This is a genomic window from Micromonospora sp. NPDC005324, from assembly GCF_040607155.1.
Classification (GTDB): Bacteria; Actinomycetota; Actinomycetes; order Mycobacteriales; family Micromonosporaceae; genus Micromonospora; species Micromonospora trifolii.
On sequence record NZ_JBEXGE010000001.1, the window covers coordinates 264,096 to 280,655 of the forward strand.

Consider the following 16,560-nt stretch of genomic DNA (forward strand, 5'->3'; position numbering starts at 1 on the left):
TGCCCAGGCGGCGCGGGTCAGGACTTGGCCAGGCGTTCCAGGGCGCCCCGGGCCACCTCGGGACGGGTCGTGTACCAGAACGGGGGCAGTGAGCGGCGCAGGAACGGCCCGTAGCCTCGGGCCGTCTCCAGCCGGGAGTCGAGCACCGCGACCACGCCCCGGTCGCCGGTCGCCCGGATCAGCCGGCCCACGCCCTGCGCCAGCCGGACCGCCGCGATCGGCACGCTGACCGCCGCGAAGCCCGAGCCGCCGCCCGCGTCCACCGCCGCCGCGCGGGCCGCCGCCAGCGGTTCGTCCGGGCGGGGGAAGGGCAGCCGGTCGATGACGACGAGCTGGCACGCGTCACCCGGCACATCCACCCCCTGCCAGAGCGACATCACCCCGAACAGGCAGGTGGCGCGCTCCTCGCGGAAGCGCCGCACCAGCAGCGGCAGCGCCTCCTCGCCCTGGAGCAGCACCGGCAGGTCGGTCCGCGCGCGCAACAGCTCCGCCGCCTGCTGCGCGGCCCGCCGGGAGGAGAAGAGCCCCAGAGTACGACCACCGAGCGCCTCGACCAGCCCGAGCAGCTCCTCTCCGGCAGCCTCGGGCAGCCCTGAGACGCTGGGGCGGGGAAGGTGCGCGGCGACGTACAGGATGCCCTGCCGGGCGTAGTCGAACGGCGAACCGACGTCGAGTGACCGCCACCCGGGGCCCTCGGTGGCCGGGACGACGGCGTTCGGGTTGACCTCGCCGGCGAGGCGACGGCCCGGCGCCTCGGCGGCCGGCCGGCCCGGCCCGGTGCGAGCGGCCAGCGCTGCCGCGGCGGGGGTCGGCGGGGCGGGCGGTGGCGCGTCCAGCCCCAGGGCGCGGGCGACGGTGTCGAACCGGCCGCCCAGCGCCAGGGTCGCCGAGGTGGCCACGACGGTGCGTTCGTCGTACAGGTGGGTGGCGAGGGTGCCGGCCACCGACAGCGGCGCGACCACCAGCGCCCGGCGGTTGCCGCTGTCGTTCTTCTCCACCCAGGCCACGTCGTGGTCGCCCTCCTCCAACAGCCGCTGCGCGGTGGTGGAGAGTTCGTCCAGGGCGGCCTTCGCCTGCTGCTTGCGGACCGGGTCGGGGTCGTCGGACTTGACGTCGCCGATCGCGTCCAGGGCGGAGCGGGTCGCCGCGTCGAGCAGCGTGCACGCCTCCCGCAGTGGCGTCGGCAGCCCCGAGGTGATCCGCCCGGCCGGCGCCTCGGCCAGCCCGACCGCCAGGGCGTCACCGGCGGCGGTGAGCGCCTCGGCGGTCTCCGGGCGCAGCAGCGTACGGGCCCGCCGGGTGGTCCGGTCGATCAGCTCCGGCACCAGCTCCGCCTGTGCGGCGGAGGAGACCCGGTCGGCCAGCTCGTGCGCCTCGTCGACGATGAGCAGCTTGTGCGGCGGCACGATGTGCCGGTCGGCGAGCATGTCGACAGCGAGCAGGCTGTGGTTGGTCACCACGATGTCGGCCTCCCGGGCGCGGGCGCGCGACGCCTCGGCGAAGCACTCCTGCCCGAACGGGCAACGGGTCGCGCCGACGCACTCGCGGGCCGGCATCGACACCAGCCGCCAGGCCTGGTCGTCGACGCCTGGGTCCAGTTCGTCCCGGTCGCCGGTGGCGGTCTTCTCGGCCCAGTCGCGCAGCCGCTCGACCTGCTTGCCCAACCGGCCCGCCTCACCGAGCCACTTCGTCCCGCCGCCGGGGCGCGCCGCAGGGGCGTCGAAGAGGGTGTCCTCCGGCTCCTCCTCGGTGGAGTTGTCCAGTCGGGCGAGGCAGAGGTAGTGGTGGCGGCCCTTGAGCACGGCGAAGGTGGGCCGCCGGCCGAGCACCGGCTCGACCGCGTCCGCGAGTCGGGGCAGGTCGTGGTCGACCAGCTGGGACTGCAACGCCAGGGTGGCGGTGGAGACCACCACCGGGCCGTCCACAGTGAGCGCCGGCGCGAGGTAGGCGAGCGACTTGCCGGTGCCGGTGCCCGCCTGCACGAGCAGATGCTCGCCGCCGGCGACGCACTCCTCGATCGCCGTGGTCATCTGTAGCTGGCCGGGGCGCTCCGCGCCGCCGGGCACCGCGCCGACCGCCGCCGCCAGCAGCTCGGTGCCACTGGGCCGGGCGCCCCGCCGCCGGCTCTTGGCCCGAGCCGACGGGGTGGCGGAACCGGCGGCGGTGCGGGGCGGAGTCACCGTGCGACGGTACCCGGCGCCGCCGACACCGACAGCGCCCATCCGCCGCGTGGCGCGACGCCGACCGGGGGAGGCGTTGCGGCAACCCCGTCCGGTTACGGCCGCGCTACGACGCGTTGGGCTGTATCGGTTAGGGTGCGAATCATGCCGAGCGACATGGTCCGCGTGATCTACCGCAAGTACGACGGCAGCGCCCACCGTGACTACCCGGCCCGCCGGCTCACCGAGGACGATCTCGGCGTCTGGCTCGGCGTGCCCGAGGGCACCGAGTCGGTCTACCACGGCCGGCCCTCGGTGGAGAAGATCCCGTTCGTGCTGCTGGTGCCACATCGCGCCTGGTGGACGGCCATGTTCAACCCCCCGCCCCGCACCAGCGAGGTCTACTGCGACATCGCGACCCCGGCCCGCTGGGAGTCCGACGACACCGTCCACCTGATCGACCTCGATCTGGACGTCGTCCGGCGTCGGGCCACCGGCCTGGTGGAGCTGCTCGACGAGGACGAGTTCGCCGAGCACCGGGCCCGGTTCGGCTACCCGGACGACGTGGTGGCCGAGGCCGAGGCCGCGGCACAGCGGCTGTTCGGGGCACTGGGCGACGGCACCGAGCCGTTCGCCACCGCGTACCGCAAGTGGTTGGCCCTGGTGGTCTGAGGCCGCACGCCCGGGTCGGGCCGGCTCACCAGCGTGGCGGCCAGCCGTCGTCGGCGGCCAGCGGCGGCAGGTCGGTCAGCTTCTCCGGGTTGAGCTGGTTGTAGATGGCGGTGATCCGGCCCTGGTCGACAGCGAACGCGGTGACCAGGCGGATCTGTCGCCCGTCGCTGTGCGACGTCTCCAGTTGCAGGCCGAGAATGCCGTCGACGAGCACGAGCCGAGCCAGCACCCGGTCGGCGTACCGGCCGGTCCGGCCGAACAGGCCGAGCGTGAGGCGGGCCACGGCGTCCGCGCCGAGCACCGGCCGACGGGCTGCCGGGAAGTGCCCGCCCGAGTCGCCAACGAAGACCACGTCCGGCGCGAGCACCTGAAGCAGTTGGTCCAGCTCGCCGGACTCGGTGGCGGCGACGAACGCCTTGAGCACCCGACGTTGCTCGGCCGGATCGGCGGTGTGCCGGGGTACGTCCGGCGCGGTGACCGCCCGTCGGGCCCGGGAGGCGAGCTGCCGGGCCGCCACCTCGGTGGTGCCGAGCACCCCCGCGACCCGGGCGAACGGCAGCGCGAACACGTCGTGCAGCACGAGGGCGACCCGTTGCTCCGGCGCGAGCCGCTCCAGCACCACCAGCAGCGCCGTGCCGACCTCGTCGGTGCGGACCGCCCGCTCCGCCGGGTCGGGCGCGTAGCCGTCGGCCGGCGCCCGGCCGCCCAGCGGGCTCACCACCGGCTCCGGCAGCCACTGCCCGGGGTACGCCTCCCGGCGGACCCGGGCCGAGCGGAGCACGTCCAGGCAGATCCGAGCGCAGGTGGTGGTCAGCCACGCGGACAGGTCACGGATCTCGGCGCGGGCTGGCGGTTCGGCCAGCGCCCCGGCGTAGCGCAGCCAGGTCTCCTGCACCGCGTCCTCCGCCTCGCTGCGGCTGCCCAGCATCCGGTGGGCCACCGCGAGCAGTTGGCCCCGCTCGGCCTCGAACTCCGTCGCCAGTTCCCGCACGACCCACCACCCCTTCCGGTCGGCGTTCCGGTCTCCATCCTCCCGCCGAGCGGGCGCGCCGGCAGCCCCGAAACGGTACGGCGGAGTGGTGCCTGCCGTCGGCGCGGGCCGGTCGGTGCCGATCAGCGGGCCCCGGCCCGGAGGTGGCTCTCGGCGGGCGGAACGGCGGTGGGTGGGCGATGATCCGTGCATGAGCGCACCCCAGCAAGGGCAGATCGTGGCACCGGACGGCGGTTCCGTGCGGGAACTGCTGCGGGTCACCGCGCCGGTTGATCTCGGCGCGATCGACCCGCGGTCCATGCCCGGCCTGCCAGAGCCCGCGGGCCGCGGCGAGCACCGCAAGACCTGGGCGCGGGAGCAGGTGGAGCTGGTCGGCGAGGGGTTGGGCCGGCAGCAGGAGATGCTCTTCGCGATGGCCAAGACCGGGTCGGAGCGGCCGGCGCACCGGGTGCTGCTGGTGCTCCAGGCCATGGACTGCGGCGGCAAGGACGGCACGATCAAGCGGGTGGCCGGCGCGATGAACCCGCTGGGCCTGCACATCCGCTCGTTCGGGCCGCCGACCCGCCAGGAGCTGCGGCACGACTTCCTCTGGCGGATCCGCCGGGAGCTGCCGCCGCCGGGGTACGTGGGGATGTTCAACCGTTCGCACTACGAGGACGTGTTGATCGCCCGGGTCGGCTCGCTGGTGCCGGAGACGACCTGGCGAGCCCGCTATGACGAGATCAACTCGTTCGAGCGGGAGCTGACCGAGGGTGGCGTCACAGTGATCAAGGTGATGCTGCACATCTCGTACGCCGAGCAGGGCAAGCGTCTCATGGACCGGCTCACCGACCCGCGCAAGCACTGGAAGTACAACCCCTCCGACATCGATTCGCGGGGGCACTGGGACGACTACCAGGCCGCGTACGCCGAGGCCCTGAGCCGGTGCGGCACGGACGCCGCGCCCTGGTTCGTGGTGCCGGCGGACCGCAAGTGGTACCGGGACTGGGCGGTGGCCCACCTGCTGCGTGAGACGTTCGACACGCTCGATCTCGGGTATCCGGCTGCCGATTTCGACGTGGCACGGGAGCGGAAACGCCTCCTCGCTGGGGGAGCGGGTGCGGGTGGGACAGCCGAGATGAACAGCAGGTGAACGACCGGTGAATGACGCCTGGCCAGGGGTGGGCCGGCGAATTCCCGATTCGGCCGTTTCCTAGCATTCACCGAGCGGGCACCCATTGGGCGCCGCCACCCTTCCACCGACGCGACGAGGTCTGTGCTGTGAAGTTTTCCTTCCGCCCCACCGAGGGCGCCTTCTACGAGCTCTTCACCAGGGCCGCGCAGAACCTGGTCCGGGGCACCGCGCTGCTCAACGAGCTGGCCCTGCCCGGCGTGGACGTACAGTCCGTCAGCGAGCGGCTCACCGAGGTCGAGCACGACAGCGACCAGATCACCCACGACCTGTACAAGAAGATCAACTCGACCTTCATCACCCCGTTCGACAGGGAGGACATCTACCGGCTCGGCTCGCTGCTGGACGACGTGATGGACCACCTGGAAGCGGTGGGCGACCTGCTCTACCTGTACGGGCTGACCGAGCTTCCGGCGCTGCCCCGCGAGCTGCACGAGATGGTCAACGTGCTCGACCAGCAGGCCAAGCTGACCGCCGACGCGATGCCCCGGCTGAAGTCGATGAAGGATCTCGAGGACTACTGGATCGAGTGCAACCGGCTGGAGAACGAGGGCGACCGGATCAACCGGCAGCTGCTCGTCCGCCTCTTCTCCGGTGAGTACGACGCGTTGACGGTGCTGAAGATGAAGGAGGTCGCCGACGAGCTGGAGGCCGCCTGCGACGCCTTCGAGCACGTGGCCAACACCGTCGAGACCATCGCGGTCAAGGAGTCCTGATCCTGTGACCGTGACACCCGAACTCATCGCCGTGCTGGCGGTGATCGGGGTAGCCCTGGCGTTCGACTACACCAACGGCTTCCACGACGCCGCCAACGCGATCGCGACAAGTGTCTCCACCCGGGCGTTGACCCCGCGGATCGCCCTCGGGCTCGCCGCGGTCGGCAACTTCGTCGGCGCCCACTTCGGCGCCGGGGTGGCCAAGACCGTCGGCGACAACCTGGTCACCCTCCCCACCGGGGTGAGCAGCCTCGGTGTGGTCTTCGCCGGGGTGCTCGGGGCGATCGCCTGGAACCTGATCACCTGGTACTTCGGTCTGCCCTCGTCGTCCTCGCACGCGCTCTTCGGCGGCCTGGTCGGCGCGACCCTGCTCTCCACCGGCGGCATCGTGCAGTGGGTCAACATCGCTGAGAAGGTGTTGCTGCCGATGGTGCTGTCGCCGATCGTCGGCCTCACCCTCGGTTACCTGCTGATGCTGGCCATCCTGTGGCTGTTCCGCAAGGGGCAGCCGGGCAAGCTCAACCGGGGCTTCCGCTGGGCGCAGACCGCCTCGGCGGCCGCCATGTCGGTCGGCCACGGCATGCAGGACGCCGCCAAGACCATGGGCATCGTGGTGCTGGCCCTCTACACCGGTGGTTTCCAGGAGAGCAAGACGCACATCCCGGGCTGGGTGTTCTGGACCTCGGCGACGATGCTGGCCCTCGGCACGTACGCCGGTGGTTGGCGGATCATCCGGACCCTCGGTCGCAAGATCATCGATCTGGGGCCGCCGGAGGGCTTCGCCGCCGAGACCGTCGCCAGCGCGGTGCTCTACTTCAACGCCCTGGTGTTGAAGGCCCCGATCTCCACCACCCACACGATCACCTCGGCCATCATGGGTGTCGGCGCGACCAAGCGACTCTCCGCGGTCCGCTGGAACGTGGCTGGCAACATCGTGCTGGCCTGGATCATCACGTTCCCGGCCGCCGCACTGATCGCGTGCGTCACGTACCTGCTGGTCCGGCCGCTCTTCGGCTGAGTTCCCGAAAAGGGCCCCCGGTCACGGTCCCACCGTGGCCGGGGGCCCTTCCGCCGTTCAGACGTAACGCACGCCGATCTGCTCGCGGACCGTGTCCAGCAGGGTCATCACCTCGAGGGTCGTGGTATGCGGCACCGCCGGGCTCTCGGTCAGGCCGGCGGCCAGGCAGCGCTGCACCTCGATCGCCTCGTACTGGTAGCCGTTGCCGGCCCCGTCGGCGACGATCGTCTCCGGCTCGGCGCCGGCCCGGTGCACCGTCACCGAACCCGGCCGGAAGAACGGCTCCGACAGGTCGATCCGCCCCGTGGTGCCCGTGATCGAGGCCGTCTGCCCGCTCAACCCGACCATGCCGCAGCTCAGGGTCGCCAGCGCTCCGGTGTCGTAGCCGAACAGCATTCCGGTGTTCTCGTCCGTCCCCTCCGGGCCGAGCTGCGCCCAGGACCGGATGTGCTGCGGCACCCCGAGCAGCAGGTGAGCCAGGCTGATCGGGTAGATCCCCAGGTCGAGCAGGGCGCCCCCGCCCAGCGCCGCGTTGCGCATCCGATGCTCCGGCGGGAACGGCCCGGCCACCCCGAAGTCGGCCCGGACGCCGGTCACCGTGCCGATCGCCCCGTGCGCGATCAGCTCGACCACCCGCAGGATCATCGGATTCAGTCGCATCCACATGGCCTCCATCAGGAAGACCCCGGCGGCGCGGGCAGTGTCGACCAACTCGGTGCTGGTGGCCAGGTCGAGGGTGAACGGCTTCTCCAGCAGCACCGCCCGCCCGGCGGTGAGGCAGGTCATCGCCGCCTCGTAGTGAGCCGCATGTGGGGTCGCCACGTAGATCGCGTCCACCTCCGGGTCGGCGGCCAACTCCACCCAGGAGCCGTAGGCGCGCTTCGCGCCGTACGTGTCGGCGAAGCGCCGGGCGCTCTCCGCGGCGCGGGAACCGACCGCCACCAACTCGGCGTCCGGCACCAGCCGGAGGTCTTCGGCGAAACGGCTGGCGATGTGGCCGGTGGCCAGGATGCCCCAACGAGTCATGCCGGAACGCTAGCCGAGGCAGGTGAACCGCCCGCTGCCCGGCCGCCGAGCAGTTCATCCGGCGGGACCCCGGTGTGCCTTGGCCGCCCCGCAGCGCTCCGCACCCCGCCCGCCGGGGGAACTAGGCTCGCGGGCATGACGATCGACAGTGACGGCTTCGCCGCCCCGGCCGCCCTGGTCGAGCACGCCCGCCGGTTCCAGGCCGAGGGTGGCACCCCGGCGACGCCGCGGGTCGCGGCCACCGTGCTGCTGCTGCGTCCGACCGACACCGACTTCGAGGTGTACGTCATCCGCCGGGTCGCCGCGATGACCTTCGGCGGGATGTACGCCTTCCCCGGCGGCGGTGTGGACCGCTCCGACTCGGAGGCACACCTGGACTGGGCCGGCCCGACGCCGGGCGAGTGGGCGGACCGGCTCGGGGTGGCCCCGGAGGCCGCGCAGGCGGTGGTCTGCGCCGCCGCGCGGGAGGTCTTCGAGGAGGCCGGCGTACTGCTCGCCGGCCCGAACCGGGAGACAGTGGTGGGCGACGTCAGCAGCGACGAGTGGGAGGCGGCCCGGCAGGACCTGGAAGGGCGCCGGCTGGGCTTTGCCGCGCTGCTCGCCGACCGTCAGCTCACCCTGCGGTCGGACCTGCTGCTGCCCTGGAGCCGGTGGATCACTCCCGAGTTCGAGCCGCGCCGCTTCGACACGTACTTCTTCATCGCCCTGTTGCCGGCGGGCCAGCGGACCCGCGACGTCTCCGGCGAGGCCGACCACACCCTGTGGATCCGGCCGGCGGACGCACGGGCCCGCGCGCGGGCCGGCGAGCTGACCATGCTGCCACCGACACTTGTCACGCTGGCCCAGGTGGCGGCGGCCGGCGACCTGGCCGGGGTGGCGCGGGCGGCGGCCGACCGGGACGCCGCCACACCTGTCACCCCGCGCCTGGACCTGCCCCCGGACGGCGAGCCCCGCTTCGTCCTGGGCTGAGCACCAGCCGAGGCTGTCCACCGGCCCGGCCGTCGGCCCCCGCTGCCCGCGCGCTGGGCCCTGCCCGCGCTGCGGTGACCTCGCCTCTGGGCGCTAGCGTCGGCGGGTGCCCCTCAAGATCCGCACAACTTCAGGGGTACTGCTGCCTCAGACGCGTGGGAGGCACGCGATCTTGCAGTTTCGGTCGCCGATATGCGCGCAAACACCCTTTATATCGCAACAGCAAGTGCAAGATCGCGGGGAAGGGGGGCCCGGGGGAGCATAGACTTGTCGATCATGGAGTGGTGGTGCCTGGTTTAGTCTTCTTTGGAACCTTTGTCACCCACCACAACTCCTTGATCGACTGCGGCAGTGCGGGGCCGGACCGCGCCGCGCCGCCGCCGGACCGGAAACCGCATCGGGTACGCAGAAGGGCGTCGGTCAGGTCGACCGACGCCCCTAGCGGACCGGGAATCAGCGGCTCAGCCGAAGCGGCCGGTGATGTAGTCCTCGGTCTTCTTCACGCTCGGGTTGCTGAAGATCTTCTGGGTGTTGTCGTACTCGATCAGCCGGCCCGGGTCGCCGGTCTTCTCGATCGAGAAGAAGGCGGTCCGGTCCGAGACCCGCGCGGCCTGCTGCATGTTGTGCGTCACGATGATAATCGTGAACTTGTCCTTGAGCTGGAACATCAGGTCCTCGATCGCCAGCGTGGAGATCGGGTCCAGGGCGGAGCACGGCTCGTCCATCAGGACGACCTGCGGCTCGACCGCGATGGTCCGGGCGATGCAGAGCCGCTGCTGCTGACCGCCGGAGAGGCCCGCGCCGGGCTTGGCCAGCCGATCCTTGACCTCGCCCCACAGGTTCGCGGCGCGCAGGGCCTTCTCGGCCGCGTCCTCCAGGATCGACTTCTTGCGGACCCCGTTGAGCTTCAGCCCGGCCACCACGTTCTCGAAGATGCTCATGGTGGGGAACGGGTTGGGCCGCTGGAAGACCATGCCGATGGTGCGCCGGACCGCTGTGACGTCCACGTCCCGGTCGTAGATGTCCTGGTCGTCGATGGTCAGGCTGCCCTCGACCCGTGCCCCCGGCAGCACCTCGTGCATCCGGTTGATCGACCGCAGGAACGTCGACTTGCCGCAACCGGACGGCCCGATGAGGGCGGTGACCGTCTTCGGCTCGACCGTCAGGTTGATGTTCTCGATTGCCTTGAAGCCGCCGTAGTACGCGGTGACGTTCGAGGCGGAGACGCGCTTGGCCATGGTGGTACCTCCGGGGTTCATCGGCTGAGCCTGTTGCGACGGGCCAGCAGCTTCGCCGCGATCGTCAGGATGAGCACGAGGGCGACCAGGGTGAGCGCCGCGGTCCACGCCCGTGCCGGCGCGTACTTCGACGCGTCACCGGCCTGCTGGTAGACGAAGAGGGACAGCGACGACTGGTTGTTCTGGAAGGGATCGGCGTTGATGGCGGCGCCGCCGCCGGCGACCAGCAGCACCGGCGCGGTCTCGCCGGCCGCGCGGGCGACGGCGAGCATGACGCCGGTGACGATGCCGGGCAGCGCCGTCGGCAGCACCACCCGCAGGATCGTCTTCCACTTGGGTACGCCGAGCGCGTACGCGCCCTCGCGCAGTGGCGCCGGGACGAGGCGGAGCATCTCCTCGGTGGACCGGACGATGGTGGGCAGCATGAGCACGCTCAGCGCGAGCGCCGCAGCGAAGCCGGAGAAGCTGGGCCGACCGTCGTTGAACCACGGCGACACGACAAGCACCCAGAACGCCAGCACGAAGAGGCCGGAGACGATCGACGGGATGCCGGTCATCACATCCACGAAGAAGCGGATGGCGAAGGCGAACTTGCCCCGGCCGTACTCGACGATGTAGATGGCGCAGAGGATGCCGAGCGGCACGGTGATCAGGGTGGCGATTCCGACCTGCTCCAGCGTGCCGACGATCGCATGGTAGGCGCCGCCGTTGGGGTCCCGGGCCCCGATGTTGTTCATCGAGGTCTGGAAGAAGTCGGCGTCCAGTCGGTCGGTGCCCTTGCTGACCAGCGTCCAGACCACCGAGATGAGCGGCAGCACCGCCAGGACGAAGGCGGAGTGGATCAGCGCGCTCCAGGTGCGGTTGCGGGCCGACCGGCGCCCCTCGACCGCGTTGGCGGCGGCGAAGAGGCCGACCAGATAGAGGATCGCGCCGAGAACGACCACGAGGACCGGGCCGCCGATGCCGGTGCCGTAGACGACCACGGCGGAGAGCGCCAGGGCTGCCACGGCGATGGCCGGGGCGGCGTACCAGGGCAGCCGCTTGGCCCGCAGCGAGTCGGGCTGGGCCGGTGGCCGGGTGCGGTGGGAGGTGACGGTTGTGGTCATGCGGCCGACTCCGTGAACTCCCGGCGGCGGTAGATGATCGCCCGCGCCGTGATGTTGACGATCAGCGTGATGGCGAACAGCACCAGGCCGGAGGCGATCAATGCACCCCGGCCGGTCTCGTTCGCCTCGCCGAACGCGTTGGCGATGTTGGCGGCGATGGTGTTACCGCCGTTCTGGATCAGGTTGAACGAGATTCCGAAGGTGATGCCGAGGGTCAGCGCCAGGGCGATGGTCTCGCCGAGCGCCCGGCCGAGGCCGAGCATCATCGCGGCGATGATGCCGGGGCGGCCGTAGGGGAGCACCGCGGTGCGGAGCATCTCCCAACGGGTGGCGCCCAGGGCGAGGGCGGCTTCCTCGTTCGCGGTGGGCGTCTGGAGGAACACCTCGCGGGAGAGCGAGGTGATGATCGGCAACACCATGATCGCGAGCACCAGGGCGCCCAGCATGACGGACGCCCCGAAGGGACCGTCGCCGCCGAAGAGCGGGATCCAGCCGAAGTGCTGGTTCAGCCATACCGAGAAGTCCCGCACGGGGCTGCTGAAGACGTCCCGTCCCCACAGGCCGAAGACCACGCTCGGTACGGCGGCCAGCAGGTCGACCAGGAAGCCGAGCGCGGTGCCCAGCCGGCGCGGCGCGTAGTGCGACAGGTAGAGCGCGATGCCGAGCGCCACCGGCACCGCGATCAGCAGCGCGAGCGCCGAGCTGAGCACGGTGCCGAAGGCGAGCGCGCCGATGCCGAACTTCGGCTGCGTCTCGTTGGGGGACCAGCCCTCGTAGGACCAGAAGTTCTCGGTGTTGGCGCGTAGGGCCGGCACCGCCTTGGCGACCAGGAAGATCGCGATGGCGGCGATGATGACCAGAACGGCGGTGCCGGCGGCCAGAGTGAGACCGCGGAAGGCCCGCTCGGCGCCGAACCTACGGCTGCGCGGCAGTGCGCCGCCGCCGCCGCCCAGCCCGGTGCCGCCCGGGAAACGGGTGCTGACTGGTGCCTCGGCCACACGCGCCGAGGCACCGGCGGGCCACTCGTGACTCTGGGTCACGCGCGTCCCGCCGGTGCCGGCGTCGGCCGAGCGGTGAGGGGTTTCACCCATCTGCTCGCTCGATTCGATTGCGGAGGTGTGGAATCGGGTCAGGAGAGGTTCTTGACCGCGGTCTCGACCTTGGTGCGGACCGTCTCCGGCAGCGGGGCGTAGCCCAGCTCGGTGAGAGATGCCTGGCCCTCGGCGCTGGCGGCGTGGCCCAGCAGGCCCTTGACCAGCTTCAGCTTGTCGGCCGCGAGGCCCTTGCTGCAGACGATCTCGTACGTGGCCAGGACGATCGGGTACGCCCCGGCCTCCTTGGTGTTGTAGTCGATCTTCAGCTTGAGGTCGTCGCCCTGACCCTCGACGGCAGCACCGGCGATGGTCTTGCCGGCCGCCTCGGCGGTCAGCGCGGCGAACTCGCCGTTGCCGTTGCCGATCTTCGACATCTTCAGACCGGCGTTCTCGGCGAACGACCACTCCATGTAGCCGATGGAGCCGTCCGCGCCCTTGACCCGGCTGGCCACGCCGTCCGAGCCCTTGGCGCCGGTGCCGCCCGGGGCCTTCCACGACTTGGCGTTGCTCAGGGTCCAGTCGCTCTCGGCGGTCTTCGAGAGGTACTTGGTGAAGTTGTCGGTGGTGCCCGACTCGTCCGAACGGTGGACGGTCTGGATCGTGGTCGCCGGGAGCTTGGCGTCCGGGTTGTCGGCCTTGATCGTGGCGTCGTCCCACTTGGTGACCTTGCCGGCGAAGATCTTCGCCAGGGTGGCCGGCTTGAGCTGGAGGTTGTCCACGCCGCTGACGTTGTAGGCGACGGCCACCGGGCCGATCACCATCGGCAGGTGGATGGCCTTGCCACCGACGCACTTGGCGTCGGCCTGCGGCTGCTCCTCCGGCTTGAGCGCGGAGTCGGAACCGGCGAAGTCGGCGGTCCCGGCGATGAACGCCTGGATGCCGGCGCCCGAGCCGGAAGCCTCGTAGTTCACCGTGGTGCCCTGGCACTTCTGCTGGTACGCCTTGATCCACTCGGCCATGGCGTTCTTCTGCGCCGACGAGCCCTGGGCGTTCACCGTTCCGGTGGCGCAGTCGACCGCGGCGGCCGAGCCCGAAGCGCTGGTGCTGGGCTCGTTGTTGTCCGAGCCGCATGCACTGAGACCGAGCGTCGCAGTAAGAGCGAGGCAGGCAATAGTGCCGTACCGCTGGAGCTTCACCTGAGGGGTTTCCCTTCGCGTCTGACTTGGCACCCCGATCCCGGGGCCCGAGGACCGGCACTGACCGGCTGACACGAAAGTTAGAAGTGCCAGGTAGCCGGTTCGCCGGTCGCAAGTGAACGCAAGGTGAACACGTACGGCCCCCGAGGTGACCGCTTGCTGAGGGTGAGTTGTCCGTTAAGTGAACCCGGGCACACCTGTCGGAAGTATGGGCATATATCCGGTTCGGCGTTATCCCGCCGACGCCCGGCCGTTACCCACCGGTGACCGGTCGGGTCACCCACCGGTGACCGGTCGGGGCGACGGCCGACGGTCAGCCCAGGTGGTAGTTGATGTGCGCGGACCAGCGGGCGAAGCCCAGCCGCTCGTAGAGCGCGACGGCCCCGGTGTTCGAGTCGTCCACGAAGAGCATCACCCGGTCGAGGCCGCGCTTGTCCCGCAGGTATGTCAGCCCGGCGGTGGTCAGGGCACGGCCGAGCCCGCCGCCGTGCGCGGTCGGCTCCACCCCGAGGACGTACACCTCGCCGATCCGGGCCGACCCCGGCCGCTCGTGCACCTTGGTCCAGTGGAAACCGAGCAGCCGGCCGGTCGCGGTCTCCTCGGCGAGCAGGAAGCCCGCCGGGTCGAACCACGGCTCGGCGAGGCGGACCCGCAGGTCGTCCGACGTCCACCGGCCCTGCTCGGGGTGCTCGGCGAAGGCCCGTGCGTTGAGGGCCAACCAGGCCGTGTCGTCAAGCCCGGGTCGGAACTCGCGTAGCGCCACCCCGTCGGGCACGCGCGGCTCGCCCAGCGGGGCGGCCAACGGCCGGCGCAGCTGCCAGAGCACCCGGGCGCGGGTGAAGCCGAGGTCGACGGCGAGCGCGGCGGCCGAGGGGTGGTCGCCGTGCGCCCAGGCCCGCAGTGGCCCGGTGGCCGAGGCGAGTACGCCCCGGGCGAGCGCCCGCCCGGTGCCCCGCCGCCGGTACTCGGGGTGCACCACCAGCTCGACCCCGATCCCGCCGACCGGGTCGGTGGTGTCCAGGTGCGCGTACCCGGTGAGGGTGCCGTCGTCGGCGCGGGCGATCAGATGCACGGCGGGGGCGTCGGCGTCGCGCAGCCGCAACAGGACGTGCTCGTCGAGCGGGTCGGCTCCGTCCGTGTCACCTGCGGTGCTGGCGAGCGCGAGGACGTCGGCGATCTCCGCCGGTGCCAGTCGGTCGCTCCGGGTCACCTGGTCGCTGGTCGGCTCCGCGCTGCTCATCCCGCCACCGTATCCGTTGGCTGTCGTGACGCCCGGAGCGTCGCCGTAAAGCCGCGGCTCACGTCGGGTCGGTGGGTAGTGCCTCCAGCTCGAACCGGGCGGTCAGGTCGGGCAGGATCCGGCGCAGCGCCTCCACCGTGCCCTGTCGGTCCCCACCGGCGTCGTGCAGCAGCACCACCGAGCCCGGTGCGGCCTGGCTCAGCACCGTCGCGGTGATCTTGGTGGCGCCGGGCTGCTCCCAGTCCGACGGATCCACCGACCAGTGCAGCGGGGTCATGCCGAGCTGCTGCGCCACCGACACCACCGGGTACGTCCAGGCCCCGCCCGGCTGGCGGTACCAGACGATCGGGGCGTTCGGCACCGCCGCCCGGATCGCCGCGTTGGTGCGCAGGAGGTCGGAGCGGATGGCGTCGGCCGATCGGGCGCCCAGGCCGACGTCGTGGTGCCAGGAGTGGTTGCACAGGGTGTGCCCGGCGTCCACGATCGACTGGACCAGGTCGGGGTGGTTCTGCGCGTTCTCGCCGACCACGCAGAACGTGGCGCGCACGTCGTATTCGCGCAGGAGGGCGAGGACCTGCGGGGTGTAGCGCGGGTCCGGCCCGTCGTCGAAGGTCAGCGCGAGCCGCGGGGTGCCGGTGGTGGCGTGCGCGCCGAACAGGTTGTCGTCGCCGGCGTTCCGTCCGGACCCGTCCTGGCCGGCCTCGGCCGGGCCGGTCTCAACCGCGCTGGCACTGGCGCTCGGGGCTCCACCCGGCTCGCCAACACTGGGTTGGTCGGCGTAGTGCGGCCCGTCGGCGCTCGTGGTGACTCCCGTGGAGTGCCGAGGCGTCTGGTCGGGGACGAGGCTGCGGCCCAGCACGTACGCGGAGCCGAGCAGCCCCGCCACCACCAGCGTCACGATCCCCACGGCCCGCGCGGTGGAGCTGCCCCGCGTCACGACTCGCACCTGGCTTGCCGGTCACGCCGGCCCGTCGCCCCCGTGTTCAGTGCGCGCACCGTCGCCCCTTTCTCCGACAAACCCGGCAGTCAGAATAGAGCTGCCAAGCTGCGCAAAAAGGGCATATGGGAAATCGCCTGGGTGGTCCGCGGATCAGACCGGCAGGGGCACGTGCTCCGCCTCGGGAAGCGACCGCGACGGCGGAACGACGAACTTGTAGCCGACCTGGCGGACGGTGCCGATCATCGACTCGTACTCCGAGCCGAGCTTGGCGCGCAGTCGCCGGACGTGCACGTCCACAGTGCGGGTGCCGCCGAAGTAGTCGTAGCCCCAGACCTCGCGCAGGAGCTGGTCCCGGGTGAACACCCGGCCCGGGTGCTGGGCCAGGAACTTCAGCAGCTCGAACTCCTTGTAGGTGAGGTCGAGAGGGCGGCCCTTGAGCTTGGCCGCGTAGGTGTCCGGGTCGATGGTCAGCTCGCCGGCCCGGATCGAGCCACCCGCGCCAGCTGTCGCGTTGCTGAGCCGGCCCACCGCCAGCCGCAGCCGTGCCTCGACCTCGGCGGGACCGGCCGAGGCGAGGATGACGTCGTCGACGCCCCAGTCGGCGTTGAGTGCGATCAGGCCGGCCTCGGTCACCACCGCGACCAGCGGCACGCCGAGCCCGGTGGCGTGCAGCATCCGACAGGTCGCCCGGGCCTCGCTCAACTCCGATCGGGCGTCCACCATCACCGCGTCCGGGCTGGGGCCCGCGACCAGGGTGCGAACGTCACGCGGCGCAGTACGGACCGAGTGTGGCAGCAGGTCGAGTGCCGGCAGCACAGCCGACGGTTCCCCTGCGCGTGCGGTCACCAGCAGCAGGATCTCCACGATCACCTCCGTCCCGGCGGCGCGAGGCCGCACGCGACCAGTCGCCCTCATCAAGGAGTGCGCTGAGAAATTGCGTGGTCCCGGCGTCGCTGACGGGCGGGTAACGCGTCGAGCCTAACCGATCGCCTCGGCCGCGCCGTCGGGCCATTTCCTGTTTGTCTACCTTGCCCCTGATCGTGGCCCGGATTTTAACGTCGCTGAAACCCGTGACCACCGCGTC

General features: G+C 71.5%; 15 protein-coding genes. 5 read left to right on the plus strand and 10 right to left on the minus strand.

Annotated elements, in window-relative coordinates:
* Nucleotides 1-17: 17 nt before the first annotated feature.
* Nucleotides 18-2,222 (minus strand): ATP-dependent DNA helicase, encoded by a 2,205-nt coding sequence (locus ABZS40_RS01300; RefSeq protein ID WP_354940486.1) that lies wholly within the window; start codon nt 2,220-2,222, stop codon nt 18-20.
* Nucleotides 2,223-2,324: 102 nt separating this feature from the next.
* Here ABZS40_RS01300 and ABZS40_RS01305 point away from each other — a divergent pair, with 102 nt between their 5' ends.
* A complete protein-coding gene (locus ABZS40_RS01305) occupies nt 2,325-2,831 on the plus strand; it encodes a DUF402 domain-containing protein (protein WP_238676645.1) in 507 nt (168 codons plus the stop codon).
* 25 nt (nt 2,832-2,856) lie between these two features.
* Here ABZS40_RS01305 and sigJ read toward each other — a convergent pair whose 3' ends face one another.
* A complete protein-coding gene (gene sigJ, locus ABZS40_RS01310; protein WP_354940490.1) occupies nt 2,857-3,822 on the minus strand; it encodes an RNA polymerase sigma factor SigJ in 966 nt (321 codons plus the stop codon).
* Between the two features lie 190 nt (nt 3,823-4,012).
* On the opposite strand from sigJ, the gene ABZS40_RS01315 reads away from it, so the two are divergent.
* From ABZS40_RS01315 to ABZS40_RS01325, 3 genes are all read left to right on the plus strand, one after another.
* Nucleotides 4,013-4,954, plus strand: coding sequence for a PPK2 family polyphosphate kinase (locus ABZS40_RS01315; protein ID WP_354940493.1), 942 nt, complete (start codon nt 4,013-4,015; stop codon nt 4,952-4,954).
* Nucleotides 4,955-5,082: 128 nt separating this feature from the next.
* Entirely contained in the window at nt 5,083-5,709 is a 627-nt protein-coding gene (locus ABZS40_RS01320) for a DUF47 family protein (protein WP_053655020.1), read from the plus strand.
* Nucleotides 5,710-5,719: 10 nt separating this feature from the next.
* Nucleotides 5,720-6,727, plus strand: a complete 1,008-nt coding sequence (locus ABZS40_RS01325; protein WP_354940859.1) for an inorganic phosphate transporter — start codon at nt 5,720-5,722, stop codon at nt 6,725-6,727.
* A gap of 57 nt (nt 6,728-6,784) precedes the next feature.
* Here ABZS40_RS01325 and ABZS40_RS01330 read toward each other — a convergent pair whose 3' ends face one another.
* Nucleotides 6,785-7,753, minus strand: coding sequence for a Gfo/Idh/MocA family oxidoreductase (locus ABZS40_RS01330; RefSeq protein ID WP_354940495.1), 969 nt, complete (start codon nt 7,751-7,753; stop codon nt 6,785-6,787).
* 135 nt (nt 7,754-7,888) lie between these two features.
* Here ABZS40_RS01330 and ABZS40_RS01335 point away from each other — a divergent pair, with 135 nt between their 5' ends.
* A complete protein-coding gene (locus ABZS40_RS01335; RefSeq protein WP_354940498.1) occupies nt 7,889-8,722 on the plus strand; it encodes an NUDIX hydrolase in 834 nt (277 codons plus the stop codon).
* 461 nt (nt 8,723-9,183) lie between these two features.
* Here the strand turns inward: ABZS40_RS01335 and pstB are convergent, their stop codons facing one another.
* The 7 genes from pstB to ABZS40_RS01370 all read right to left on the minus strand — a co-directional run bounded on the left by pstB (nt 9,184) and on the right by ABZS40_RS01370 (nt 16,346).
* On the minus strand, nt 9,184-9,960 hold the full coding sequence (gene pstB / locus ABZS40_RS01340; protein ID WP_091402861.1) for a phosphate ABC transporter ATP-binding protein PstB: 777 nt from the start codon (nt 9,958-9,960) through the stop codon (nt 9,184-9,186).
* 17 nt (nt 9,961-9,977) lie between these two features.
* The gene (pstA, locus tag ABZS40_RS01345; protein WP_354940501.1) at nt 9,978-11,066 is read right to left on the minus strand and encodes a phosphate ABC transporter permease PstA; all 1,089 of its coding nucleotides are present in this window, start codon (nt 11,064-11,066) and stop codon (nt 9,978-9,980) included.
* Nucleotides 11,063-12,157 carry a phosphate ABC transporter permease subunit PstC gene (pstC, locus tag ABZS40_RS01350; RefSeq protein WP_354940504.1) on the minus strand — a complete coding sequence of 365 codons (1,095 nt, stop codon included), beginning with the start codon at nt 12,155-12,157 and terminating at the stop codon, nt 11,063-11,065. Before pstC ends, pstA begins: the two co-directional genes overlap by 4 nt.
* A gap of 38 nt (nt 12,158-12,195) precedes the next feature.
* Nucleotides 12,196-13,296, minus strand: coding sequence for a phosphate ABC transporter substrate-binding protein PstS (pstS, locus tag ABZS40_RS01355; RefSeq protein WP_354940507.1), 1,101 nt, complete (start codon nt 13,294-13,296; stop codon nt 12,196-12,198).
* A gap of 313 nt (nt 13,297-13,609) precedes the next feature.
* On the minus strand, nt 13,610-14,536 hold the full coding sequence (gene mshD, locus ABZS40_RS01360) for a mycothiol synthase (RefSeq protein ID WP_354940510.1): 927 nt from the start codon (nt 14,534-14,536) through the stop codon (nt 13,610-13,612).
* Between the two features lie 58 nt (nt 14,537-14,594).
* On the minus strand, nt 14,595-15,473 hold the full coding sequence (locus tag ABZS40_RS01365) for a polysaccharide deacetylase family protein (protein WP_354940513.1): 879 nt from the start codon (nt 15,471-15,473) through the stop codon (nt 14,595-14,597).
* Between the two features lie 153 nt (nt 15,474-15,626).
* Entirely contained in the window at nt 15,627-16,346 is a 720-nt protein-coding gene (locus ABZS40_RS01370) for a response regulator transcription factor (RefSeq protein ID WP_354940862.1), read from the minus strand.
* Between the last annotated feature and the right edge of the window lie 214 nt (nt 16,347-16,560).